Genomic DNA, 24,011 nt, shown 5'->3' with positions numbered 1-24,011 from the left:
CGGTGGTTTTCTACTGGCAGCCCCTACCCTTTAAATACCTTCTGAGGAAATCTGTCGTGCCAACAAATAACCGTCGGCTCCTGGTAACATTGCCGGAATCAGAGAGTGATCGACTGGAGAAACTTGCAAAACAATTACGGCTCACGCAATCCGAAGTGCTGCGCCGTCTGCTAATGAATAGCCCGTTACCTGATCAACGCGACTTTGAAGCCTCACAGGGCATTCTTGATTTGCTATCGGTAAACGCAGACCTTGCCCGTTTGGGGAACCTGCTCAAACTCGTGATGGACGAGCCATTAAGTTCTGACCTTTTGCGTAAATACGACGAGTTGGCCAACCAGATAAAATCCACTCAAGACGAGCTGAAGGACACTGTTCGAAAAGTCGATAACTCTATCGGGCGCGGCGCAAAATGATCGCCAAGAAAATCCCCAAGAAGCCCGATGTAGCCGACAATTTCAAGGCACTGGCCGAATACATCGCGGCGGCAAAAGAACCCGGGGAAAAGCTCGACAAGTTCTGGATATCAAACTGCGGTTCAGGCGAAACGCTCGACGATCTGGAACTCGCCCTACGCGAGGTGTATGCCGTTCGTCGTATGAAGCCTGAAATCACAGACAAGTCATATCACATGATGGTTTCTTTCCGCCCCGGGGAGAAAGACCACTTGTCTGAAAAGGATCTCAAGGACATTGCCTCAGCCTATGCCAAAGGGCTTGGATATGCTGAACACCAGTATGTGGCAGGAACGCATATCAATACCGACAATTTTCATATGCACATCGCATTTAACAAGATCCATCCGAGAACGCTTCAGGTTGTCACCCCCTACCGCGATTACAAAGTGCTTGATCGTGTGTCGCGCAAACTCGAAAAAGAGTACGGGCTGTTTATCGACAACGGCATGTCACAGACCGGCAACCAGGGGCCAAGACTGTCACCATCTGCACGTGACTATGAAGCCCAGACATGGCAGGAAAGCTTCCAAAATCATGTTCTCCAGCATCGTAAAGAGATTCTTGAACACATCAATGGTGCAGAGACATGGCAGGATCTGCATAAGATCTTAGCCGAATATGACATCACTTTGAAAAAACGGGGTAACGGCTTTGTTCTGGTAGGCCCTGACGCTCAAGGCATGAAGGCATCGGCACTGGATCGCAAGGTAAGCAAGACTGCGCTTGAGAAAAAGCTCGGTAGTTTCAAACCTCCTATAGCTGAAGATGGCGAGAAGAAATCCCCGCCTCCCAAACGTCGATACAAAAGACGCCCCACCATGCGGCACCCTGCGATGTCGCCAATTTGGCGACGTTATCTAAACATGCAAAAGCCTGTGCATAAAAGGCGATCTTTCTTCCAGCGGACGATTTCCAACTGGAAACTGTTTCTACTCAGTGAAGCCTACAAAGATCCAATGGCCATGGTGTTTCTGATCGCTCAGCAGGAATTCCTTCATATGGTCTTTGGGGATGACAAACCTACCCCAGTTTCAACGTTGGCAGCGCCAGCTCTGGCGGCTTGGCGTGAAGCCGGCCAATGGGCAAATGCGAAATCCCTTAACTGGTTGGCTGCATCACGATCTACCGGCCAGGGATGCCGGATAGACGATAAAGGCAATCTGATCGTGCCATTGAAGGATGCCAACGGTTACATGCAAAGGGTGTGTGTCTACGCGCCCGACGGCAATCGCATGCAGATCGGAAATGTTAAAGCACGCGGGTTGACCCATCTCATAGATTCACGGAAGCAGTCCGATAGAGGCCCTGTCATTTTTACCGTCGACTATGTTGATGCGGTCAAAATACATGATGCGACCCGTCGCCCTGTCGTCTTCGTTCCCGATGCCAAGGATCTCCGAAAGACGATCACAGAACACCGTCACCGCAATCCAATGATTAAGCCGATTGTGGCCACCAAAACGCCAATCACTTTGCCGAATGTGCGATCTGTCACCATGCCCCATTATGATGATCATACGAAACTGCGCCGAACATTTGCGCATGCAGTCAACGATCAAGCATTTCTTGTATGGGACGAATGCGAGCATTGGGCAACACCGGGGAACTCCAACTGGCTTAAAATGAATGGCCTGCGTGGCTATGGGGTGAAGATCACAAAATCCGGTGATGTTGCAGTTCCTCTTAAAGACCGTTCGGGCCGTATAGAGAACGTGATTTTAATCGACGACATGGGCCGCCAGGATCTTGCGCAGCCCGCAGAGCCAGACCGCCCCTGCTACCATATGATTGATCCTCAATGGCGTGAGGAAAAGGATACGATTGTAGTGGCCCTGAATTATGCAGATGCAGCGGCAATTCATCGCGCTACACGCTGTCCCGTTGTTGTGTCGGCCGATACACATTCTTGGGCAGAAACGACTGAACAGATCAGGCTTCGGCATAACGATGTAAAAATCATCATCGCCCTAGATGCGTCCGGTCAACTGGACGACGAGGACAAAGCAAAAAAGCTGGCCGTGGATATTGTCCGACCGGCACTTGCTATCTCTTTCAAAGAGTACGCCAAACATGAACCAAACCGAGCCGGCGCACGGTTACTCGATTTTGGACATGATCACTATGATTTTGATCCTGATAAATCCAATTCCAGTTATGCGAAGTTGCAAGATATCAATGGCATCGACCGTTACGTCTGGGGTGTCGATGTTGCCGATGCTGTGAGCCAGTCTGGCGCACATGCCGGAGACTGGATTTCACTTGAAGTAACTGAACGCAAGGAAGTTGTTGTTCAAGAGGAGTATCAGGATGAAAACGGCACCCTTCAAACGCGAGAAGTTGTCACCCACCGAAACATCTGGAAAGCAAGCATCTTGCCAGATCCCGAAACATCACCGTCTATAACTGCTCTTCGAAGTGAAATGGCGGATATGGTTGGTGATGATGGATGGTTGGCATGGCAATCCGCCAGCCGCCCCGACAAGGAAGCGATAACCTTGCGCCCCAAAATGGGCACTGAGAAGGCTTGGAGTGGATTTCGGGTTGATGATGACGGCAATACCCTTATCCCGCTTAGAGACGGCGGAAATCGTCTTTCTGGCGTGTATCGTGTTTCTCCAAGCGGATCTGCCGAAATACTCGCCGGAAGTGGGGGCATTAAAGGGGCTCATCACGTTGTTGGTGGACGAATATCCAAAGACCCATCCGAGCCAATTCTGATTGCCGATGATCTGACAAGCGCCATTGAGCTGAACCGTCATACCCACAAGCCCGTCGTATGGGTGGTGAATTCTGAGAACCTAAAGGCCGTTGGTGAGAATCTCCGGCGCTATCATCCAGAACGCGAGATGCTCGTTGCTGCCATGGATGCCCATATGGCAAAGGAGAACCGCCCGCTTGATCTCGCGAGAGAAGCCGCTCAAGCTATCAAAGCCGAGGTGCTGGTGCCGCCGCTTTCAGGGCAAGACAAAAAGCGCAACAGCATGTCATTTGGGGATCTTCTCAAAGGAAGTGACCAGAGCAAGGTTTCTGATACGCTGCGCTCGGCCGGGATTAAGCAGAAGCAGAAAGACACGAAGCCTACGCAAAAAGTCGGCCGGTCTATCGAGTAAGTCTTTCGGGGTTACATTTCGAACCCCGTGCCCCGGGATTTCTTGATCGTTTGCTTCTCGGGCTTTTCGGCTGTCGTTCTTGATTTCAATGTATCAGTGGATGATGGCTCTGCAATTGTCTGTCGTGCTTCCTGAAGTGCCTGTTCGCGGATCTTCTCGGAATGTGCTCCAGGCACATCCAGTAGCCCTTTATCAAAGTAGCTCTGTGCAATTGCCAGTTTACGACGCGCTACTGCGGTTTCCGGCTCGGAAGCGCCAGAGTTCTCCAGTTTTTCCAGTGCAGCATGATATGGTTTCAGGGCATGCGGAATCTGTACCTGAAGATTGCGCTCATCTATCAAGCTTCTCGATTTCAACGCCACGTCGGGCAGCCGGCTAACTGCACTTGCTGTATTGACGAGAGTAGCGCGTTCCTTGGATGTCAGCGTGTGGAGATCTCCGTCCCCGAAAAAGGTCATCGCCTTGAGGCTTTCACTCGGCTGGAAAGTATCCCCGAACATCTGGCGTGCCGCAGAAAGCCCCTGATCCACATGTATGCCTGCATCGACCATAGCTGCAATATCGCGATAGTCCTTCGCCTCGGCCCGTTGAAGTATGACCTTTAGCTTCATAGCCATCAGATCATCAAGTGCGGCAACCTGAAGCACACCATCATCCGTCATGTCTGGTGTTGCCACCCGACCAGTCGATATATTTCCAAAGAAAGAGACTTTAACGGTGTCTTCAGTGTTGCCGGGGGGGTTAACCAGAAGTGTTATCGCATTCTGCTCCTCCTGAATGACTCTGCTGTCATTCAGGGCCGTGAACGCGGACTGCAATCCATCTCGATCAAGGGGCCTATCAGAGAAAAAATCGAAATCCACGGATTGTCGGTGGCCTAACCTGAGGGCAACGGCTGTCCCACCATACAGCACCCAGCCCTGCTGCGTGACATCCTTGAAATCTGGCCAAAGATCGCGTTGAGCATCTGGGAGAATGTCCATGCGAGGTAAGAATGCCATCGTCAATCGAACCGTCGCACAGGTATTGCCGGAACATGATCAATGTCGGCAAGCCCTAGTCGATAATGCCAGTAAGACCAGGAGCGTTCATTAAACCAGCCGGCCACAGCGTTACTGACAACATGGCCAAGTCTTTCATTCCCGAAAAGCTTGACCATTTCGACAACATCATCGAAATCGCCGATGTTCATGAGCTGTGCAAGTACCCTGTCCGGGTTGGCAATCGCTTCATCTGGGGACTTCCACCAGATATAGCGTTTCGCCATTGACTTCAGAAATGCCTGTTGCTGCATCATATGCAGTGAATTCTGCATATCGTGCTTCAGCGATTGGAGTTCTGATTGCGTCAACGGACGATAACTATCGTCGAGCTGTTCTCTAGTTGCCATTATCAGGGCACCTGCATTCAAATCGGATCATAAAATTATAACCGGAATCAACATCCTTGAACAGCAATCCCGTGGTTTGTCCGGGTCAAGAGTTTAGCTATATCAAGCTGCTCTTTCCTGTCGCCCCAACCATCGGTCATATAATGGCGTTTCAGGTTTACGCATTCGCCATTTCATCTTTTCAGACGTTGTTGGTTTTCGTGCACCATGATGCCCTTCGAAAACTTTCCTAATTGTCAGGTTTTTCCAAGCCCAGTAAGCCCCCTCGTTGTTTAGGTAATCCTGAACTTCGCCCGCATTCAGGAAAATGACACCCTGCTTTTTAAGTTTCTGAACTATCACGGCCTGAACATCATTAAGCTTTCCTGACGGCAATGCGGCAACACCATGCAAGTCGTGATTATGGCCCGATGTCCACCCATCATCATCACACTCTTTGCATTCCCAAAGGCCAACACGCTTATTCCAGTAGCAATCAGTCCAGCTCGGCAGGAATATAATATCTGTCGTTAAACGATGCTCAGAAGGCAATTTCCGACTTTCGGCAGCGATGAACGCCTGATTATAAACATCTGGACGTTCCTTCGCCGACAATGTGTCGAACCTCTCTTTTGCCCTGTTGAGCATTTGGAGGGTCGGCTGAATGTCAGATCGCAGTAGGTCAACCAGATCAAGCAGCAGTTCCCAATGTGGGGAAATGTAACTGAACCGAGCCTGACGGTTCGATAACCCTCGTGCAATCCGCTCGAATTCTTTGACGAACTGTGGCCGTTTCTCGTCGGGGTCAATGTTTAGCGATTTGCAAATGTTCCGATACCTCGGATCATCCCAATCATATTTCGTCTCTCGCAAGTCCAGAATAGCATCCAGAACATCGGAATCCCCGTAAAGTTCATCGTAGTTTGGATAGCCAACTGACTCTGTCATTTCAGGGTCGAGTAGCAGAATACAACAACGATTGCGATAGGGAGCAACGTAGAAGTGCAAAACACGACCGTTCTTCATACGGATTTCCGTTGTCTCACCATATGCACCTTGGGCTACCCGAAAAACCTCTCCAGTACGGGGTTCTGGAATTGCAATCCGGGGAACTGAAATCTCTCTTTGTATCAACAAACGGATAGTTTGGTTTCTCGTCGTAGATAGCCGAGCCCCCAGCTCATCAAGTTTGACCAACTCGTCTTGGTCAAGCTGTAGCGGTATTCTTTGCGATTTGTTGTCCAGAGTATATTCAGTCATTCACCCCTCCATAATGAAGGGTCATTAAGAACACATGCACACATATCTAGTCAAGGTAATGTCAGCTTGGCTGTTTAGTTACATCTCGAAGATGAACAACGGTGCCCGAACGCAGTGGTTTCTCGGTCAAGTGTGCATTCTCAATTTGCTCAAGAAACTCACGAGTTCGTTTATCGTAACCCCCGTTCGCCCCCTGAATAATGATTTTCAAATTGAAATGATGTGCAACCCAAAGCGGACTGGCAGCCTGAAGTTCAGGAAGTTCCCTCATCAGATTATAAGCGTAGTCGTGCGGAGAAAGGTGCGCTGGGAAATCTCTTGACCCGCAATATGCCTCAAGTAGCAGCGGCACATTCCAATAGTCAGTGTCACCCAGTCTATAGACCGGAACGGCCCAAACCTTACCCCAATTACCATCGGGACGAATGATGGCTTCAAACAACCTATAGCCAGGATTGCGTGTGCCTGCCTGCAAATCTGGCGCTGCCTCGCTGGTCCCGGCATCGTACAGGCTGGTTTTTCGTATTGTAGGCAGGACCTCGGATGTAACCCATTTGCGGAACCGATGTTGTAGGGTGCCGGGTTTCACAGCATTGCGGCTACGCAGGATCAGGATGTAAAGGCCGCTTTCATTGATAACGGTCATTTCCTGCTTCCGACCGATGGCGTCGCTTAAACCGACCTCATCTTTTTCGTCATCATCTAGTCGATCCATCGCATCACGCGAATTCGCAATTCCCAACGCCTCACAAATATCCATGGCGACGAACCACGGATCATCATTCCTATAAACCGTGCGGATTTCAGCACCTTCAAAGCTAAACGGGATGATCTCAGTCATTGCTCTGTACCTCTATCATTTCAAACTGCACCTGTAGTTAATGATATGTGGGAAGGTGCTTTATGTCAGTTCCTTTTTACCCGTTGAGCATGGCTTGCCATGCGAATAAGGCAGGAGGGTCATGGAATGATCGTTAGGTGATATCACCTAACCTATCCTGCCCAAGAAACGACAGGTCAAAGTTGTGCGAAGTTCTGCAAACTCCTGCACACTCTTGCGAACTCCTGCAAACTCGCAGAAACCCGCCAACCCCTTGTCCAACGGCCATTTTTGGGCAAGTCACACTCCGGTCACATATTGCTTGCACATCCGATTCCGCTGTGGCTTATCAACATAGTTCGAATTCTATATTCACTCTCAAGTTGTGCTTTCATGAGGGCCGATAAATGAGCGGTATCATCACCTTTAGTTTCAAAAACGTAGTGTTTCGAGATGTTGAAATCGATGGTCCGTTATGGGTTGTCGGAACCGATGTTTGTAAATTCCTTGGATACAGAGATGCCGACAAAGGGCCACGTTTGTTCGACGAAGATGAAAAGGGTACCCACATTGTGACGACGGCTAGTGGCGATCAGCAATTGCCCCCAGCCCGAATGTACGCGTGGCGTCATAGAGTGATAAAGAAAGACCCGGGCAGCTCAATCCATTGACCAATTTCAGACAGGGTATGCCGTGAGAGTTGCGATCTACGCACGTCATTCTACAGACCGCCAAACAACCAGTACGCAAGATCAAATAGTGAGATGTGAAGGGCATTGCTCTGCTCAGAAATACCATGTGATTGACGTGTATTACGACGAAGCTATGTCTGGTGCTCACATGGATAGCAGACCGGGCATATCAAGTTTGCTTATGGGCGCGTTCGACAACCGATTTGACCGGATTGTTTGCGAAGATCTGTCGCGTATCAGTCGAGACCAGGGGGACGTAGCAAACTTCTTCAAAAAAATGGGTTTCGTTGGCATTGAAGTCGAAACCATTTCTGAGGGCATTATCAACGAACTTCACATTGGCCTGAAGGGTACAATGAATGCTCTGTATCTCAAGGATTTGTCAGACAAAACCCATCGCGGTGTTGTCTCGGCCGTCCTGCGTGGTGGCGTTCCCGGTGGCAACACATATGGATATGAACTCGTCCGTACATTTGATGAACGTGGGGAACCGATACGGGGCAAGCGCCAGATCATTGAATCTGAGGCGGCAACCGTTCGGAAAATTTTTGAACTCTATCAATCGGGCAACAAGCTTAAATACATCTGTGAAGAGTTGGATGCGGAAAGTATAGCATCGCCAAACGGCGGTAAATGGAACTCAACAACCCTTGTCGGCACGCGATCCCGCAAAACGGGCCTGCTCCGTAACACGCTTTACAAGGGTATTGTTACATTCAACAAACTTCACTACCGAAAGAACCCATCGACGGGGCGTAAAGTGCCTGTGGTTCGCCCTGAGGATGAATGGGTGCGTGTTCCGATCCCGGAACTTCAAATTGTCGATGATCAGGTTTTTGATGAAGTACAGTCAATGCTTGATGAGCGCTCAAGCAAAGCGAACGAGTATCGGGAAATGGTCAAGTTGCGGTCACCTGAAGAGACCAAGCAGCTTCACAAGAATCTCAATCGTAGTTGGCGTGAGCGGCAGATTAAAACAAGAGAGCGCGTTACAGCAGTCTTTGCTGGCCGCCTCAGATGCGCAGAACACGGCACAAAGATCGGAGCACACTGGGCACATCACTATTCCTGTAGTAACCCCAATTGCCCGCATAGGTCTGTTCCCTATGATCAGTTGATCGATGTCGTCCTACGCGAAGCACAACGCCTCAAAACTTCTGACATTGCGCAGTTCTATGACAGTGACGAAATGGTCGAAAAGCGTGAGCGCGTCAACAAACGCATCCAGACCGCTGAAGTCAGACTTAAGGGGCTACGTGATCGGGCAGAACACATACTAAATAGCCTTGATTTGTTGAATGGAAATGCTTGGCTTGAGGATAACGCAGAAGAGGTTCGGTTGATCCGCCTCGAAATTGACAGGGAAAAGCGAAAACTCAAGGAAATCTCGCGTCCTACGAACATCAAGGAAATCCATGAACGGTTTCTTCGGTTAATTGATAAGTTGCTGGTGTGGACGCGAGACCCTGAAGCCGTCACCCAGTTGCGACATACAATGAAGCTCTATTACATACATGCCAAATGGGATGCTCTGAGTGATCATTGCTATCGTACATGCGTGATCGAATATGACTTTCCCGCTATGGTGCGTGTGCTTGGACAAAAGAAATAGAAACGGCAGAATTCTGCCGGTTCTATCACGTGGCTTAGAGCGTTCGATCCAATGCATTCCTGATACAGACTTAGCTCTCTTGTTTCTTATTCGGGATTGTCCGCCCCAGCGAACGAAACCAGCGATCAGGTTCATGACGAAATGCGTCATATTCCGCGAGCTGTTCCCGCATGGTGTTGCGGTCGTCATCAGTATAGAAATGCTGTTCGATTTTGGTAGCCTGCTCCAAGTCTGCACTTATTTTTTTGCGAGCTTCCAACATTCCCCCAATGATGAGTTCACGCAGATTGCAAACATTTAGAGTTGTCATGTGTCACCTGTGGTTTAAATATGCTCTGAGACTTAAAGAACAAACTCGATTTGACCGTCGGACTGTGTAAATGCAGGGAAGTCACGCATTGAGTATTTTTCATCTTGTCGTTTCAAAGCATGGCTCCCCCACTGCTCGGCCCGACCGATCAAAACTGAAAGCCGATTTGGCCTCTGGTATCGGTCAGCGTTGGAATGCCCTGAAACGCTGTACAGGAAGGCTTTACGAATTCGGGCAGTGAGTTGCTCCGGCTTTGCCGATATTCGATATCGATGTTTGCCATTTTCTTGGCCTCTGCGTAGTTGCAGAAAATGTCGGCGGCAACTTCCTCAATACTCAGTGGCGACCATTCCATATAGAAATGAGAGCGATATCCTGTCTCGGAAATAAATGGCAGACCAAGATCGATAGCTGTAAACCCAAAGCTGCTGCATATATCCAGTGGGCAGGTAAAATCGACCAATGCTCGGCCATGGTTGGTTTTCAGAACAAACAACCCGTTCTGCCCCCAGTGCGGAACTTCTCCGGCTTCAGCCGCAAGTGCTGCTGTGATAACCGTTCCGGCCCCATCGTCGGTAAAACTTCCAAAGCTGCCCTTCTCCCCATTGGCCTCCATAATGAGAGCACGGAAAGCCCTCGCAGCCATATTGGCGGCATCTCCATCATTCGCCCTGACGGCGGCATCAAACTCAAGGGCAATACGCTTGGCGGCCTGAATATCTCTATCTGTTACGCTATGCATCTTTCTTATCCTCATAGTGACAACTGGCTGGCCGATCTGGCCGGTTCAACTTCTTCCCGTCGTCTAAAAAGGGTGAATGCCGTCAAGCTGAATATGGGATGTTCGCGCCCGTCCAGGGGGCGAACGGGGACCCTGATTCTGCTTTACGGCCGAGGGCAAAGCACTAATGCAGCCGCGCCGCATATGCGGATCATGGATTATAGAGCTATGTGGATCTGCGATCTGGTGCGCATCGATCTATGCCGGCATTGCGAGAGCCGTTACCCGAAAGGGCGGAAACCGCTTGCCGGGTTCCGTGGAGGTTGCCGGGATCTGCTCCTGGGCGAGAGCTCAAGAGTAGGCGGCGACTACCTGAATAGAGTGAACCTCAACCCGTGACCGTTACGCGCCGCTGTTTGCCTACCCTAACTGGATTGCACAATCCAGAATTGAGACGATACTTAATAAGTATCAAAAAAGTATTTATATGGTATTTCTCTAGCGCTGTGTCGTGGATTGCACAATCGACAAATCCGGTTGGCAGATCCTGCGGACGGTATGTGATTCGGTTTTGTTCACGATCACATAACTTCCCTTTATGCCCTTGGAGCTGACATTTGTTGAATCAGGTAAAGGATCACACCAAGAAAATTCACATGTAAGCTGAACGGCTTGCGAACAATACGACCTTTTGTCGGCTTCCTCTGCCCAGTCTGCCAGATTGACAAATAGCCCGAACCAGATTGACCATAGGCCAAGGGCGACGAAAACAAAGCCGGTCAACCAGCGGCGCGGACGCATCCAGTCTGCAAGTCCGACAAGAAGCGAAGTAAGTCGCGGCACGACCGAAAACGGTACCAATGGAAGTGACAACGACAGCGCAAAGACCGCCATCACAATGAAACCCTTTGCGGCGGAGCCTGTTGCGGTTGCGGCCCCCATCAGGCCGAAAAGGATCGGCGCGGCGCAGGCGGGAATATTCAGGCCAAACGCAACGCCCTGAACCCATGGGTTTTTCGTGATCCGCCATCCGACTGGCGCAATGCGGATACGCCGCCGAAACCGTCCCCCTGCACCGAACAGGAAGACAATTCCGATGACCATATAGAGTGCCCCGAAGATCAGCCATGCCCCGGTCTGAAGTCCAATCATGCGTTGTCCCAGCATGACGATCACTCCGCCGAAACCGCCCATGACCAGCAGGCGTGCGAGCATGAATGCAGCCAGAGCCCCAACCCGCATGCGCAGTGAACGGTCACACTGGCTGTTGAGAAACAGCATATGCGCGCCAATCGTGCAGGGCTCGATAAATCCCAAAAATCCCAAGCCCAGCGCAAGAAAGATCAGGTTGAACAGGTCCGGTGTCACGTTTGTAAATTCCTTATCATCGTCGCATGGTGTTACCCGGCACAACAGGACAGTCTGGCGACATCTCTCGCAAAGCCCTGAGCGGCAAGTTTCAGGCCCTCGACTGTGGTCAGATAGGGAAAAATCGTGTCGCCAAGTTCTTGGGCGGTCATCCCAAACCGTATGGCCAGCGCCATTGTCTGAATGCTGTCACAGCCCTCGGGTGCCAATATCTGAGCGCCCAGCAAGCGGTCAGTTGCTTCATCTGCAATGAGTTTTATCAAACCGCGTGTATCACGGGCGGCAAGTGATCTGGGCACCTGATCAAGCGGTACGACAGATGTCTTGACCACAAAGCCCCGTTTCTGTGCCTGAACCTCGGAAAGACCTACGCCAGCAACTTGTGGATCGGTGAAGACAACCCAGGGCATCGTTGTGTTGTCATATGTCCGTTCGTCACGGTTATAGGCATTTAGTGCCGCAAGTTTGGCGCCATAAGCTGCCATATAAACGAACTGGTCGCGCCCGGTCACATCGCCCGCAGCATATACATCGAGACGCGTTGTCCGCATGTAAGCGTCCACAACAATTCCGCCATTCGAATTTACTTCAATTCCGGCCGTTTCGAGTCCTAATCCGTTTGTATTCGACTTACGGCCCGTCGTTACCAGGATATGTTCAGCAGAAAGAACCTCGGCCTGGCCATCAACGTTAATGGTCAGTTCCGTTTTATCATTCTTCCATTCAACCCTCTCGTAGGTGAGGCCCGTGCGAACGGATACCCCTTCATTCCTTAACTCCTGAGTGAGCGATGCAGCAATTTCCGGTTCTGCTTCGGGAAGAAGCCGTGACCGTGTCACCAGCGTAACCGAGCTGCCGAGCCGTGCAAACATCTGAGCCAGTTCACAACCGATATATCCGCCGCCAATCACGAGAAGTGATCGTGGCTGCTGATCAAGTTCAAGTGCCGTTGTGCTGGTCAGACAGGGGACATTCTCAATGCCTGGAATATCGGGAAATGACGGGGATGTGCCGGTTGCAATGATTGTCTTTCTTGCAACAAGCTTTTTGCCGTCAAGCAGAAGACCGGTGTCATTAAATACAACAGCCCCTTCGAGATAATCGATGCCATCATATTCGGGCAGCAGATCGATGTATTTCTTCTGACGCAAACCGGAAACCAGATCCTCTTTAGCCTTGATCAGGGACTGCCAGTCAGCGACATGAGCGTTTCCGGAGAGGCCGGGAAAACGCGCAGCGGCCCCTGTACCATGCACCGCCTCTGCGGCACGGATCATGGTTTTGGAAGGCACACACCCGACATTGACGCATGTGCCGCCAATCATTCCCTTGCCGATAAGTGCGACCCTTGCGCCCTGTTCAGCGGCCGTAATCGCCGCCGAAAAACCGGCCGAACCCGCGCCGATGACAGCAAGGTCATATTCCTGTTTGTCGGTCGAACAACAATTGTTCATATTATTTTCCTTTCCGGGTGGTTGGTTGTGTATCGGTCTCGCAGCAAGCGCGCGCACGGGCTCGTTGCCGGTAGCCGTAAAGTGCCAGGGCAATGAACAGGAGTAATCCGGGTATGAGGACATAGTCTATCCAGCCCAGCCATGCCGAGAGTCCAAGGGCCCCGAACGTGACAACAAGGATTGGTGTGAAACAGCAAATCACAGCAAAAATTGTTCCGACCACCCCGGTTTTGAAAATGGTGTTGCCACGCATTATTTAATCCCGTGCCTTGGCCGGATAACCGGCATTTGTCGAAGCGGTCCCAATGGTTTCGCTGCTGGCAACGGATGGATCGAAGATGACCGTTGCGGTTTTGGCATCGAGATTGATCTCGACTGCCGCTACGCCGGTGACAGCTTCCATCGCGGTTTTAACCGTTACCGGACACAGGGCACAGGTCATGTTTTCGATGTCGAAAACGGTTGTTTGTTCAGCCTGCGATGTGGCACTGGCTGCTTGTGCCGCAGTCGGAAGAAGACCTCCCGGATGCATGGCAGCCAGTCCCAGAGCAAATGCCCCAGCCACGATAATGTCTGTTCGTTTCATGTCGATTTCTCCTAATAGAATAGCGATGCCCACCAGTTGATTGTCAGGGCCAGCCCCACCAGCACGGTTGAGAACCACAGGACGGATTTGGTGATCAGGGCGGATTCGGGGCGGGCGCAGTAAGATCCTTCGTCGCACGCCGGTTTTGTCTTGAAATAGACCTGCCAGAACCCCAGCCCGATGAATATCAGTGCCACCGTCACGAAGAGGGGTTTGTAAGGTTCAAGGGCCGTCAGATTGCCGATCCAGGCCCCGGATACACCCAGCATCAGAAGCAGGAGTGGTGCGACACAGCAGGCCGACGCAAGAATGGCGCCGGTCACACCGCCAGCCGCAAGCAGACCTCTTTTTGCCTGTTTCCCGTCATCGGGCGATAGATGATCCGGTTTGATATCGTTCATGTGATTTGCCTCAAGCTCGTTCCTGATCCAAGCTACAGTCTGTAGTTGCTACAGGCTCAAGAGGGTTTTGACCTTATGGACGATCACAATTCCGGGAGGCGATTGAAACGTGCCGAACTGGCGAAGGTGACGGGCTGTCACCTTGAAACGATCCGCTATTATGAAAAGTCCGGCATGATGCCCGATCCGCCGCGCAGCAAAGCGGGCTACAGGATGTATGACGATACACATGTTTCTCGGTTGCGGTTCATCCTGCGCGCCCGCGAACTGGGGTTTTCGATTGAAGATATCCGGGGATTGCTTCATCTCATGGATGGTGAGTTGCAAACATGCTTGGAGGTCAAACTGCGCACAGAGAACCATCTTGCTGACGTGCGCACAAAAATCGCGGATCTTGAACGGATCGAACAGGCTTTGGCGGAGACGGCTGCACGATGTTCGGGAGAAGACGTACCGGAATGTCCTGTGCTGGAGGCACTGTCATGCACTTAGGACAACAGCATTTGATGTCGGCAATGCCGGAAGTGAAAGAAGCAAGATATCAATTCTTGCGATGTTACAGGCTAGACGTCAAATCGCGGTACGCATCCATCAACGGACGATCCTCGGAGACATAGTCCGTATGCTCCTGATCAAGTTTTTCAAGTGCTGCCAGCATGAATTCGGCAATATCAAGCCTTTCCTGCCAGCAGGCATATCTGAAAGCATGTAAAATGACATGCTCCAATGGGTCGGTTTCGGAAGACATTATTCTGCACCTCCTTCATATCGAGGTTAAAGGCTACGCTATCCAGCAAAAGGAAGGTCAACAGAATTCTTCCGGACAGGCGGGATCAGCCGATAGACGACAGAACAGGAAATGTTTCCAGCAGCCAGAACGCAAAGGCGGACATATAACCGGTCACCATGGCCACGCCCATGACAATCATGATCAAGGCCGCCGCGGCACGAAGGAACCGCCCGAAACGCCCTATGGATTTCAATCTGGCAGACAGGCTCTCGGTGAACAGTGCCGCCAGGAGAAACGGCACACCTAGCCCCACGGAATATATGGTCAGCAATGCAATACCATCGCTGACCGTTGCCGACGCGGCGCTGACGGTCAGAATGGCGCCGAGAACAGGACCGATACACGGCGTCCAGCCGAACGCAAAAGCAAGTCCAAGAGTATATGCCGAAACCACACGCCCACCAGGCAGATCAAGATGAAAGCGCGCTTCCCGCATCATCCACGCCGGACGGAGCGTTCCCAGCATGAACAGCCCGAACAGAATGACAATGCCGCCACCAATCAGATTCATCTCGAACCGGTATCCGAGCAGGAACTGACCAAGTGCTGTTGCACTGGCCCCCAGAAGGACGAAAACCGTGGTGAAGCCCAAAACGAAACACAGGCTGAAACCAAGAGATGACAATCGACCAACTCGGATTGCCTCCGTTCTGGTCGAAAGAGAGGCACCACCCGCGATATAGGAGATATATCCGGGAACCAGAGGCAGCACGCATGGCGAGAGAAACGAGATGAGGCCTGCGGCGAACGCGCTTATTATGCCGATATTGGAAAGTTCAGGCATTAATCTGTATTCCGTAAAATCAGGAACCAAGTATTCAGAGAACAGGAAGGTCAGCTAACCAAACAGTGCTAAGCCTATCTTTGTTCAGGGCTCTTTTCCTACTTTTGAGAACCAGTCTGTTAACTGATCCAGCCACCCCTTTTCAACAGGCGGCTTTGGGGGGTGGGCAGCGTTTGTCAATCCGTTCACGTAAAGGATCAGATTCATCTGATTGAAACTCGTGCCGTGAAAAATACCGGCATGGCGGGTATTCCGATCGATAATATGAATCATCGGTGCAGACCCGTCACGCTGGCTCAATTTGGCGAATTTATCGGCAACAGTTACAGCACTGATATCCGAAGACGGCATAACAGGCCGCCAGTTCACCAGATCCCAAGAAGGAGTATCTGAAAAATCTTCGGAATGAACGGTAATGAACGTGACCATTTCCCGCATCGGGCTAATATTCAGCCTCGCCTGAGAGGACGCCAGTAGGGTTTGCTGTTCTGCACAGGCTGCACCACAATCCCTTGGCACAAAACTTAAAAGGGTAAGCGGATTAAATGGTTGATCTTACCTTTGCATGAGAGTGAGACAGACCGGCATCTCATCGGATTATCTGGTTGATGCTTCACCTACTGCTGGTGCATGTTTCCTTCGCTAATTCCAGCAAGAACCCCACACGCCTCAACTTCCCGGTCATCGTTGCAACTCGCTCTCAGTGAAACGAGTTGTTTCTCAAGCGCTTGCAGAGCGGTTATCTGCGACCGCACATGAGAGATGTGATCATCGAGCAAGGCGTTGACGGCGGTACAAGGCTGATGAGGGTCGTCCTGATAGCTCTGTAGTTCGTGAATCTCAGCCAGTGACAGGCCCAGGATTCTGCAGCGACGGATGAAGGCCAGCCCCTCACCATGCTTCTCGGTATAGACACGGTAACCGTTGTCCTGCCGATCAGGCGGCGGCAACAAGCCCTGCTGTTCATAGAAGCGGATCGTCTGTGTTTCGACCCCTACCAACTGCGCCAACTGACCAATGCGCATCAGCCTCCTCCCCAACGGATTCTTTACTCTATTGACCTTATAGTAGCTTTATAGTTTTAAATGGTACCACAACATTGTTCAAGTGGAGTCGTATCATGAGCAAATCCTGTGGTGGCGCCTGTGGCGGTGATGCAACGTCCGCAGCGGATACCGATATACAGGCCTCCTCCGAGGCGCCAGGGAGATGGGTCAGTGTTTATGCCGTGCCGAAGATGGACTGTCCATCAGAAGAACGAATGATTCGCCTAGCCCTGAACGGCTTTGAGGAGATTCGGGCGCTGTCCTTCGACTTGTCGAACCGCCGGCTGAAGGTCGTGCATGACGGCGAGGTCGAGCCCGTCACCTCGAAACTGAAGACCTTGGGGCTAGGCGCCTCGCTTCAGGAAACCGTCGCTGCAAATCCGGAGACCATCAAGGCCGCCGAGTTTTCGGCAGCTTCTGCTAAGCAAGAATCCGGGACCCTGCGCTGGTTGCTCGGCATCAATGCACTTCTGTTCGTGGTGGAAATGACTGCCGGTCTGATCGCCCAGTCCACCGGCCTGATTGGAGAATCCCTGGACAATTTTGCCGATGCGGCGGTGTACGGGCTTGCCCTTTATGCGGTTGGACATAGCGTGAAAATGCAGGTACGTGCCGCGCATCTTGCTGGTGTACTGCAACTGATCTTGGCTGTGGGCGTGCTCGTAGAGGTGGTGAGACGCTTTGTATTCGGTAGTGAGCCTGAATCGCTGGTGATGATGGCTATCGCATTCGTCGCATTGATTGCCAATACCAGTTGTCTGCTGCTCATATCCAAACATCGGGAAGGCGGGGCGCACATGAAGGCAAGCTGGATATTCTCGGCCAACGACGTGGTGATCAACCTGGGGGTCATCACCGCCGGCGCCCTGGTCGCGTGGACCGGTTCCAATTATCCGGATCTGATTATCGGCACCATCGCGGGGGGCATTGTACTTAACGGTGCCAGACGCATTTTGGCGTTGAAGGGTTAAATAATGCTCATTATTGGCAAAAAGCTCTCGCCGTATGCCCTATTGTCCATATCGGGCCTGCTGGCAGCGTCTGATCAGGCTGTAAAGTGGCTGGTGCAGCAATCAATGGCCTATGGCGAGTATGTTTCGGTGACCCCGTTCTTTAACTGGGTGCACCTATGGAACACCGGTGCCGCATTCAGTCTTTTTGCGAATGGTGGAGGCTGGCAGCGCTACTTTTTTATCGGAATCGCGGTAGTGGTCTCGATTTTTCTGATCAAGCTGATCCTTGAAAATCGTCATAAAGGAGAAGCCATCGCTTACAGTCTTATCCTCGGTGGCGCCATGGGCAACCTGATTGACCGGGTCTTTCGCGGCTATGTTGTGGATTCCTTTGATTTCTATTGGCGAGACTGGCATTGGCCGGCCTTCAACCTGGCTGATATTGCAATTGTCCTCGGTGCCTTACTTTTCGTTTCCAGCAGCTTGTTGGGTAAAAAAGCAAACACCAATGCCGAGCCGGATGGATCTGACTGACACCTACGCCTATACAACACCATGACCGAACTTCCCGACAACATCCTTCACCTGCCGCAATACCAAGTACTGGGCTGCAAATCAACCGACGACGAAATGCACTTCCAGGTGGACGTGCCCGATCCCATCGCCTGCGAGGAATGCGGCGTGCAGGGTGAGTTCGTACGGTTCGGCAAGCGTGACGTTCCCTATCGTGATCTGCCCATCCACGGCAAGCGGGTCACTCTCTGGGTGGTCCGCCGCCGATACACCTGCCGGGCCTGCAAGACAACATTCAGGCCCCAGCTACCGGAGATGGTGGACGGATTCCGTATGACACTGCGGCTGCATGAGTACGTGGAGAAGGAATCCTTCAACCACCCCTACACCTTTGTGGCGGCACAGACCGGCCTGGACGAGAAGACGGTGCGCGACATCTTCAACGCCCGCGCCGAGTTCCTGGGGCGCTGGCACCGCTTCGAGACGCCCCGCATCCTGGGCATTGACGAGCTATACCTGAACAAGCGCTACCGCTGCATTCTGACCAACATTGAGGAGCGAACCCTGCTCGACCTGCTGGCCACCCGCCGCCAGGACGTGGTGACCAACTACCTGATGAAGCTGAAAGACCGGCAGAAGGTCGAGATCGTCAGCATGGACATGTGGAACCCCTACCGGGCAGCGGTCAAGGCTGTGCTGCCCCAGGCCCGTATCGTGGTCGATAAGTTCCATGTGGTGCGCATGGCCAACGATGCCCTAGAGAGAGTGCGCAAGGGCCTCAGAAAGGAGCTGAAACCGTCCCAGAGCCGGACTCTCAAGGGAGACCGGAAAATCCTGCTGAAACGCGCTCACGAAGTCTCAGACCGGGAGCGCCTCATCATGGAGACCTGGACAGGCGCGTTCCCGCAACTGCTGGCCGCCTACGAGCACAAGGAGCGCTTCTACGGCATCTGGGACGCCACCACACGGCTCCAGGCAGAAGCCGCCCTGGACGAGTGGATAGCCACCATCCCGAAGGGCCAAAAGGAAGTCTGGAGCGATCTGGTCAGGGCAGTGGGAAACTGGCGCGAAGAGACCATGACCTACTTCGAGACGGACATGCCCGTCACCAACGCTTACACGGAGTCCATCAACCGACTGGCCAAGGACAAGAACCGTGAAGGGCGCGGTTACTCCTTCGAGGTGATGCGGGCACGAATGCTCTACACCACGAAGCACAAGAAGAAGGCACCGACTGCGAAGGTCTCTCCTTTCTACAAGAAAACCATCGGTTACGGACTGCCGGACTTCGCAGAGGAACTCAACTACGGAGTCGATCTATCAACCATCTGAGGGTGGTATCAGATTGATGGGGTGAAGGTGCCCCATCAACCATTAAATCCGTATACCCACTTAAAATAAGTATCTGATCATCAAGGTCGCTCAAATTAAAGCGACCTTGATTTTGGTTGAAAAGTTCTATCTCTGGAACCTTTCCGGTGTTTGTCACCTCAAAATATGGCTCTTTATCCGCCATCACCTCGTCAAGGTCTTCACCGGGATGATTCGCAAAAGCAGGTGAGGCCGTCAACGCCAGGATCAAAAACAACCACCGGATCATTCTGTTTCCCCCTGCGGCCCGGCGGCAGCTATGCCAAGAATGGCGACGTCAATGCTAATCTCGCCTGCGTTTTCAAAGCGCAATGTCATGGGAAACTTCTGTCCTTCACGGAGTTTTTCATGCAATCCCGCCAACATGAGATGCATTGCCCCCGGCGCCAGAGTGACCGGGCGGTTGGCGGGAACATCCAGAGCCATGACATGTCGCATCCGGCGAACATCATCGACCTTGACGACATCATGTATCATCACATGGTCTGCCACAGGTGTGGTGATTTCCAGAAGGCGGTCGGCCGCAGCACTTGTGATCGTAAGATATGCCACCCCCGGACGGGATGTCAGGATCGTGGCACGTGCCCAGGCGTCAGATATTTCGACAAGGCTCTCGGCAGAAACCGGTAGTGCTGTCAGCAAGGTCATAACGAGGGCGATGGCGGTTCTTTTCATATTGTATTCCCGTTCATGATCGCAAGAACCCGGATTGCCATGTCTTCTGCCGACTGGTCTCCTTCCCGAAAGACAGTCTGGTAACGGCCATCCGGTGCCATCAGATATATATGCCCGGAATGGGCCATCAAATAGCCGTCCGGTGCGGTATCGTCGTCCAGCTTTTCGGAATAGACCCGGAAGGCTTCGGCGGCTGCGGCAACATCCTTTTCGCTGCCGGTCAACCCGATCAGGGCCGGATGAAAGGCCCCGACATATTCCGCCATGACGTCAGGCGTATCGCGTACCGGATCAATAGTAATGAATAACGGTGCCACGCGGTCTGCTTCAGGCCCCATTCGGTCAAGCGCATCTGCCATATAGGCCAGTGTGGTCGGACAAACATCAGGGCAGTGTGTGAAGCCGAAAAAGACAAGTTGCCAACGCCCCGGGAAGCTTGCTTCGGTTACACGGTTTCCCTGATGATCGGTCAAGGAAAAATCGGAGTGAATTGCGGCTTCTCCCGTCCCTTCGGCCCCCGACGACATCTGCTTGTGGTCGGAAGCCTGAAAGATATATGCGCCGCCAAAGAGTAGGGCAGCAAGAACAACCATCCCCCATAATATAGAACGGACGAAACGTAACCGGTTGAAATTATGCGATGTCATGAAACGATCCCGTGGAAAATCCCGCCCGGGTATTTGTCCCGGGCGGGTGTCATGTCACGATGTTATTTGTCGGAAGGCTGCGGCATGTGATCGGTCATAGCAGCCATCATTTCAGTACACTGCTCCATCATCGGCCCCATCTGGCTCATCATCTTCATCATACCCATCATGCCCTGCATATCCCCCATGCCTGAATTGCCATCATGCTCCATCATCGGGGATTGCTTGTCCGGAGTTTGGGCTTCCTGGGCATATAGGGCTGTTGTCGCCAGTCCCGCGACCATCATTGTGGCAAACGCGGTGAGTTTGATTGATTTACGCATCTCTAACATTCCTTTCGGTTGTGGACTCATGTCCCGACTGGGGTGTTACAGACGCTATATTTGCGCCTGATGCAGCCGGGGACCTTCCGGCCTCGTTGCCGGGAAGACTGTTTTTCGGGGTTTCATCGGATGAAGGGGCGATATCGCTGGCGCTCTTTTGCGATGAACAGGCCTTTTTGTTCATGCACAAACCCAGCGCACACATCGCCACGCACGGCAGAACGGAGACGAGCAATGGCGCGATACCGGCGGCAACCAGCCAGCTCCAGTTAAATGCAAGCCCAGCGACAAGGGCAGTTCCAGCCAGCACAAATACACCGCGACGTCCCTTCAGGTAATATCGAACGGCATGAACCACGTCATGCCCAAGCGAGGTATTACCGGATTTGGCTTGTTGTATCTCGGTCATAGGAGTTCCTTCCTCAATCGGTGTAGATGTGGGATTTAAGAAAATCTATCATCTCTGCTGTCGCCCATTCGGTCGGTCCGACAAGTCGACCAAGCTCGCGGCCGTTCCTGTCAATCAGAAGCGTCGTCGGTAAACCGGGGATGCCCAGAGCCGTCGTGGTTTTCATGGTTGGATCGATGAAGAGGTCCAGATTCCGGATGCCGATTTCGCTATAGAAATCCTGCACGACATCCGCTCCGGCCCGGTCGATTGACAAAGCGATAACTTTGAAGACCGAATTGCCAAGTTCGGCCTGCAAGGCATCCAGGGTTGGCATTTCCTCGCGGCAAGGAACACACCAGGTCGCCCAGACATTCAGCAAGACGACCGTTCCCTCGAAATCACTCAATGTCATGGGTTGACCTTCGACGTTTTCGAACCCGAACTCGGGAAGAGGCCGGGGAACATCATGCATGACAAACGAGCGCTGTTGGCTCTGCCTTCCATTGTCCGTCGCCTGATGGGAGACATTCTTTTCGTTGCGGAAAGACACCATGGTCAGAGCTGCGACAGCCACCAGTATGATGACAGCGGCAAACCCCACTTTCAGGTTCATATGCACCAAGAGGCTCTTCATCGAGGTGCCTCCGCAGTTCCGGCACCTGAGGCCTCATTACGCAATTTTTCGACCCTTGGCAGAATGGTCTCGGCCAACACTTTTTCCGTTACCGGCCCGACATGCTTGTAAGCAATGTTCCCTTTTGCATCGACAACGAAGGTCTCAGGGACGCCATAGACGCCCCAGTCAATTGCCACACGCCCGTTAATGTCCGCACCTGTTCTCGTATAGGGATCGCCAAGGCTATCGAGCCATTCTGCAGCGTCGTCAGGCTGATCCTTATAGTTCAGACCATGCAGTGGAACGGTGCCGTCGCGGGCCAGTTTCATGAACACGGGGTGTTCTTCACGGCACGCGACACACCAAGAGGCAAAAACATTGACCAGCGACACTTCACCTCTGAGATCCGTACTCGACAAACCTTGCATCCGGCCTTTTACCGGCGGAAGGTCAAATTCGGGGACTTGTCTGCCCAACAGGGCCGAGGGGAGCGTGTTGGGATCAAGAGTCAATCCTTTCCCCAGGGCCACACCCAATATCAAGGCGATGCCAAGCGGCAGAAAATAGATCAGCCGGTTGAACCGTTTCTGCGGGCGATGTTCTTTGGGGACTGCAATCATCTCGCCCTCCCGTCTTTAAGATTGAGATTATGCTGGAATTCGCGTTCTTCGTCTGACCAGACACTCTTGATATAACCGAGTACCGCGATGATCTCCTCATCACTCAGCACATCCTCAAATGCAGGCATATCGCTCTCATACCCCGGCACGACAGCGCCAACCCCGAACTTGGTGATCGCAAACAGTTCCTGATCGCTATGGCGCCATGTGTGGCCACTGGCATCGTGTGGCGGCGCGGGCATCCGCCCGGTGTCAAGGCGGCGCTTCCAGTTTTTCTGCCCCTCAAGATTTGCACCATGGCACGATGCGCAAAATTCAACATAGTCATCGTTGCCCAGTGCTATCTGTTCCGGAGTGAGCGGCTTTTCGAGAAAAGTCAGATTCTCGAGCTTCGCGCTGGCATCCATCACGCCGAACAACAAAGCCATGCCAACGCCAGCCATTAATCCGGTGACCATTGATCCGGGCGATACCGCACTCATTTCCCGCCCCGAAGATATTTAAACAACGCGAGAACGCTCATGATCAGGATCGCAAGGATCAGAAGAAACACAAGACCGCCTCCTGCCATCATCAGCATCATCATCGGGCCACCCATCATCGAACCATCCATCATCTGTCCAAAACACTCATTCATTGGCGTAAACGGCAATGCCGTCCTCTCCGAACCCATAGGTTTTCAGCGTCCCGGTTTTTTCACGTGCCATGCCCGGCGCATTTGGTGGCATGCCGGGCAGCGTGATACCCGTTATATCCGGGCGTTCATCAAGCATCCGTTCAATGATCTCGGCGGGAACCAGCCCGCTTACGACATATCCGTCAATCTCGGCCAAATGGCAGCCCAGCCCTTGCTCCGGGACACCGGCGGCAACGGATCGCTTGTCGAAATCACGATCATCGACACGGGTAACCTGATATCCATTGGTCTCAAGATATTCGCCATAGGCATCACAGCATCCGCAGTTCGGGTCCCGATAAATTGTGATCGATTTGCTTCTCTCACCAGCTACTGTCACGTTCGTTTGCGCCTCTCCTTTTCCCGGAGCAAACATTGTAAATCCAGCACTTCCGGCAACAGCCAGAATCGCAACACCTGTCACAATCACTAATTTTCTCATCTG

The 24,011-nt window shown here is 52.2% G+C and carries 33 protein-coding genes; 8 read left to right on the top strand and 25 right to left on the bottom strand.

Annotated features, from left to right (window positions below):
- The first annotated feature begins 56 nt into the window (after positions 1 to 56).
- Both COO92_RS20320 and traI read left to right on the top strand, forming a co-directional pair.
- On the top strand, positions 57 to 416 hold the full coding sequence (locus COO92_RS20320; RefSeq protein ID WP_101304766.1) for a plasmid mobilization protein: 360 nt from the start codon (positions 57 to 59) through the stop codon (positions 414 to 416).
- Positions 413 to 3,568, top strand: a complete 3,156-nt coding sequence (gene traI, locus COO92_RS20315) for a TraI/MobA(P) family conjugative relaxase (RefSeq protein ID WP_101304765.1) — start codon at positions 413 to 415, stop codon at positions 3,566 to 3,568. Before COO92_RS20320 ends, traI begins: the two co-directional genes overlap by 4 nt.
- A gap of 11 nt (positions 3,569 to 3,579) precedes the next feature.
- Here the strand turns inward: traI and COO92_RS20310 are convergent, their stop codons facing one another.
- The 4 genes from COO92_RS20310 to COO92_RS20295 form a co-directional block, all read right to left on the bottom strand.
- Positions 3,580 to 4,569 carry a nucleotidyl transferase AbiEii/AbiGii toxin family protein gene (locus tag COO92_RS20310; RefSeq protein WP_240626545.1) on the bottom strand — a complete coding sequence of 330 codons (990 nt, stop codon included), beginning with the start codon at positions 4,567 to 4,569 and terminating at the stop codon, positions 3,580 to 3,582.
- A gap of 2 nt (positions 4,570 to 4,571) precedes the next feature.
- A complete protein-coding gene (locus COO92_RS20305; RefSeq protein ID WP_206186453.1) occupies positions 4,572 to 4,958 on the bottom strand; it encodes a hypothetical protein in 387 nt (128 codons plus the stop codon).
- 102 nt (positions 4,959 to 5,060) lie between these two features.
- Positions 5,061 to 6,197 (bottom strand): hypothetical protein, encoded by a 1,137-nt coding sequence (locus COO92_RS20300; RefSeq protein ID WP_101304764.1) that lies wholly within the window; start codon positions 6,195 to 6,197, stop codon positions 5,061 to 5,063.
- 61 nt (positions 6,198 to 6,258) lie between these two features.
- Entirely contained in the window at positions 6,259 to 7,038 is a 780-nt protein-coding gene (locus COO92_RS20295) for a BRO-N domain-containing protein (protein ID WP_101304763.1), read from the bottom strand.
- A 386-nt stretch (positions 7,039 to 7,424) separates the two neighbouring features.
- Here COO92_RS20295 and COO92_RS20290 point away from each other — a divergent pair, with 386 nt between their 5' ends.
- Both COO92_RS20290 and COO92_RS20285 read left to right on the top strand, forming a co-directional pair.
- Positions 7,425 to 7,688 (top strand): BRO-N domain-containing protein, encoded by a 264-nt coding sequence (locus COO92_RS20290; protein ID WP_101304762.1) that lies wholly within the window; start codon positions 7,425 to 7,427, stop codon positions 7,686 to 7,688.
- A 22-nt stretch (positions 7,689 to 7,710) separates the two neighbouring features.
- Positions 7,711 to 9,321 (top strand): recombinase family protein, encoded by a 1,611-nt coding sequence (locus tag COO92_RS20285; RefSeq protein WP_101304761.1) that lies wholly within the window; start codon positions 7,711 to 7,713, stop codon positions 9,319 to 9,321.
- Between the two features lie 70 nt (positions 9,322 to 9,391).
- Here COO92_RS20285 and COO92_RS20280 read toward each other — a convergent pair whose 3' ends face one another.
- The 7 genes from COO92_RS20280 to COO92_RS20250 all read right to left on the bottom strand — a co-directional run bounded on the left by COO92_RS20280 (position 9,392) and on the right by COO92_RS20250 (position 14,161).
- Complete coding sequence (locus COO92_RS20280; RefSeq protein ID WP_101304760.1) at positions 9,392 to 9,631, bottom strand: hypothetical protein; 240 nt, start codon at positions 9,629 to 9,631, stop codon at positions 9,392 to 9,394.
- Between the two features lie 148 nt (positions 9,632 to 9,779).
- Entirely contained in the window at positions 9,780 to 10,373 is a 594-nt protein-coding gene (locus COO92_RS20275) for a hypothetical protein (RefSeq protein WP_101304759.1), read from the bottom strand.
- A gap of 477 nt (positions 10,374 to 10,850) precedes the next feature.
- Positions 10,851 to 11,720 carry a cytochrome c biogenesis protein CcdA gene (locus COO92_RS20270; protein ID WP_198413572.1) on the bottom strand — a complete coding sequence of 290 codons (870 nt, stop codon included), beginning with the start codon at positions 11,718 to 11,720 and terminating at the stop codon, positions 10,851 to 10,853.
- A gap of 32 nt (positions 11,721 to 11,752) precedes the next feature.
- Positions 11,753 to 13,174: a mercury(II) reductase gene (merA, locus tag COO92_RS20265; RefSeq protein ID WP_101304758.1), complete on the bottom strand. Its 1,422-nt coding sequence runs from the start codon at positions 13,172 to 13,174 to the stop codon at positions 11,753 to 11,755.
- Between the two features lies 1 nt (position 13,175).
- On the bottom strand, positions 13,176 to 13,427 hold the full coding sequence (merF, locus tag COO92_RS20260) for a mercury resistance system transport protein MerF (protein ID WP_101304757.1): 252 nt from the start codon (positions 13,425 to 13,427) through the stop codon (positions 13,176 to 13,178).
- Between the two features lie 3 nt (positions 13,428 to 13,430).
- Positions 13,431 to 13,760 carry a heavy-metal-associated domain-containing protein gene (locus COO92_RS20255; protein WP_101304756.1) on the bottom strand — a complete coding sequence of 110 codons (330 nt, stop codon included), beginning with the start codon at positions 13,758 to 13,760 and terminating at the stop codon, positions 13,431 to 13,433.
- Between the two features lie 11 nt (positions 13,761 to 13,771).
- Positions 13,772 to 14,161 (bottom strand): mercuric transporter MerT family protein, encoded by a 390-nt coding sequence (locus tag COO92_RS20250; RefSeq protein WP_101304755.1) that lies wholly within the window; start codon positions 14,159 to 14,161, stop codon positions 13,772 to 13,774.
- A 102-nt stretch (positions 14,162 to 14,263) separates the two neighbouring features.
- Between COO92_RS20250 and COO92_RS20245 the strand changes: the two genes are divergently transcribed.
- Positions 14,264 to 14,653 carry a MerR family transcriptional regulator gene (locus tag COO92_RS20245; protein ID WP_476718202.1) on the top strand — a complete coding sequence of 130 codons (390 nt, stop codon included), beginning with the start codon at positions 14,264 to 14,266 and terminating at the stop codon, positions 14,651 to 14,653.
- A 64-nt stretch (positions 14,654 to 14,717) separates the two neighbouring features.
- Here the strand turns inward: COO92_RS20245 and COO92_RS20240 are convergent, their stop codons facing one another.
- The 4 genes from COO92_RS20240 to cadR all read right to left on the bottom strand — a co-directional run bounded on the left by COO92_RS20240 (position 14,718) and on the right by cadR (position 16,760).
- Entirely contained in the window at positions 14,718 to 14,909 is a 192-nt protein-coding gene (locus tag COO92_RS20240; RefSeq protein ID WP_062959158.1) for a hypothetical protein, read from the bottom strand.
- A gap of 85 nt (positions 14,910 to 14,994) precedes the next feature.
- Positions 14,995 to 15,735, bottom strand: a complete 741-nt coding sequence (locus COO92_RS20235) for a cytochrome c biogenesis CcdA family protein (protein WP_062959159.1) — start codon at positions 15,733 to 15,735, stop codon at positions 14,995 to 14,997.
- Positions 15,736 to 15,819: 84 nt separating this feature from the next.
- Positions 15,820 to 16,164 carry a hypothetical protein gene (locus tag COO92_RS20230; protein ID WP_133125092.1) on the bottom strand — a complete coding sequence of 115 codons (345 nt, stop codon included), beginning with the start codon at positions 16,162 to 16,164 and terminating at the stop codon, positions 15,820 to 15,822.
- 188 nt (positions 16,165 to 16,352) lie between these two features.
- A complete protein-coding gene (gene cadR, locus COO92_RS20225) occupies positions 16,353 to 16,760 on the bottom strand; it encodes a Cd(II)/Pb(II)-responsive transcriptional regulator (protein WP_004364961.1) in 408 nt (135 codons plus the stop codon).
- A 95-nt stretch (positions 16,761 to 16,855) separates the two neighbouring features.
- Here cadR and COO92_RS20220 point away from each other — a divergent pair, with 95 nt between their 5' ends.
- From COO92_RS20220 to COO92_RS20210, 3 genes are read left to right on the top strand one after another with little or no spacing between them, the layout of a single operon-like run.
- Positions 16,856 to 17,752 carry a cation efflux transmembrane domain-containing protein gene (locus COO92_RS20220; protein ID WP_004574643.1) on the top strand — a complete coding sequence of 299 codons (897 nt, stop codon included), beginning with the start codon at positions 16,856 to 16,858 and terminating at the stop codon, positions 17,750 to 17,752.
- A gap of 3 nt (positions 17,753 to 17,755) precedes the next feature.
- Positions 17,756 to 18,268, top strand: a complete 513-nt coding sequence (lspA, locus tag COO92_RS20215; protein WP_004863699.1) for a signal peptidase II — start codon at positions 17,756 to 17,758, stop codon at positions 18,266 to 18,268.
- A gap of 21 nt (positions 18,269 to 18,289) precedes the next feature.
- On the top strand, positions 18,290 to 19,579 hold the full coding sequence (locus tag COO92_RS20210; RefSeq protein ID WP_004574636.1) for an ISL3-like element ISPpu12 family transposase: 1,290 nt from the start codon (positions 18,290 to 18,292) through the stop codon (positions 19,577 to 19,579).
- Here the strand turns inward: COO92_RS20210 and COO92_RS22210 are convergent.
- From COO92_RS22210 to COO92_RS20165, 10 genes are all read right to left on the bottom strand, one after another.
- Positions 19,548 to 19,847, bottom strand: coding sequence for a hypothetical protein (locus COO92_RS22210; RefSeq protein ID WP_206186452.1), 300 nt, complete (start codon positions 19,845 to 19,847; stop codon positions 19,548 to 19,550). The two genes, COO92_RS20210 and COO92_RS22210, sit on opposite strands and share 32 nt — an antisense overlap.
- Positions 19,844 to 20,293 carry a copper chaperone PCu(A)C gene (locus COO92_RS20200; RefSeq protein ID WP_062959161.1) on the bottom strand — a complete coding sequence of 150 codons (450 nt, stop codon included), beginning with the start codon at positions 20,291 to 20,293 and terminating at the stop codon, positions 19,844 to 19,846. The genes COO92_RS22210 and COO92_RS20200 overlap by 4 nt, the downstream gene beginning before the upstream one ends.
- Positions 20,290 to 20,940, bottom strand: coding sequence for an SCO family protein (locus COO92_RS20195; RefSeq protein WP_062959162.1), 651 nt, complete (start codon positions 20,938 to 20,940; stop codon positions 20,290 to 20,292). The genes COO92_RS20200 and COO92_RS20195 overlap by 4 nt, the downstream gene beginning before the upstream one ends.
- Positions 20,941 to 21,002: 62 nt before the next feature.
- Positions 21,003 to 21,263 (bottom strand): hypothetical protein, encoded by a 261-nt coding sequence (locus COO92_RS20190; RefSeq protein WP_062959163.1) that lies wholly within the window; start codon positions 21,261 to 21,263, stop codon positions 21,003 to 21,005.
- The gene (locus tag COO92_RS22205) at positions 21,256 to 21,672 is read right to left on the bottom strand and encodes a hypothetical protein (RefSeq protein ID WP_197467363.1); all 417 of its coding nucleotides are present in this window, start codon (positions 21,670 to 21,672) and stop codon (positions 21,256 to 21,258) included. The genes COO92_RS20190 and COO92_RS22205 overlap by 8 nt, the downstream gene beginning before the upstream one ends.
- Positions 21,673 to 21,685: 13 nt before the next feature.
- Complete coding sequence (locus tag COO92_RS20180; protein WP_240626540.1) at positions 21,686 to 22,288, bottom strand: TlpA family protein disulfide reductase; 603 nt, start codon at positions 22,286 to 22,288, stop codon at positions 21,686 to 21,688.
- Entirely contained in the window at positions 22,285 to 22,890 is a 606-nt protein-coding gene (locus tag COO92_RS20175) for a DsbE family thiol:disulfide interchange protein (RefSeq protein ID WP_022733239.1), read from the bottom strand. Before COO92_RS20175 ends, COO92_RS20180 begins: the two co-directional genes overlap by 4 nt.
- Complete coding sequence (locus COO92_RS20170; RefSeq protein ID WP_101304751.1) at positions 22,887 to 23,372, bottom strand: c-type cytochrome; 486 nt, start codon at positions 23,370 to 23,372, stop codon at positions 22,887 to 22,889. The genes COO92_RS20175 and COO92_RS20170 overlap by 4 nt, the downstream gene beginning before the upstream one ends.
- Positions 23,369 to 23,506 carry a hypothetical protein gene (locus COO92_RS22140; protein ID WP_155988749.1) on the bottom strand — a complete coding sequence of 46 codons (138 nt, stop codon included), beginning with the start codon at positions 23,504 to 23,506 and terminating at the stop codon, positions 23,369 to 23,371. The genes COO92_RS20170 and COO92_RS22140 overlap by 4 nt, the downstream gene beginning before the upstream one ends.
- 13 nt (positions 23,507 to 23,519) lie before the next feature.
- Entirely contained in the window at positions 23,520 to 24,008 is a 489-nt protein-coding gene (locus COO92_RS20165) for a DUF411 domain-containing protein (RefSeq protein WP_101304750.1), read from the bottom strand.
- Positions 24,009 to 24,011: the final 3 nt, after the last annotated feature.

Origin of the sequence: Thalassospira lohafexi (assembly GCF_002844275.1) — a bacterium.
In the GTDB taxonomy this organism is placed as follows: Bacteria; Pseudomonadota; Alphaproteobacteria; order Rhodospirillales; family Thalassospiraceae; genus Thalassospira; species Thalassospira lohafexi.
Note: the sequence above shows the minus strand (reverse complement) of the source record. Positions and strands in the feature narration are given on the sequence as shown.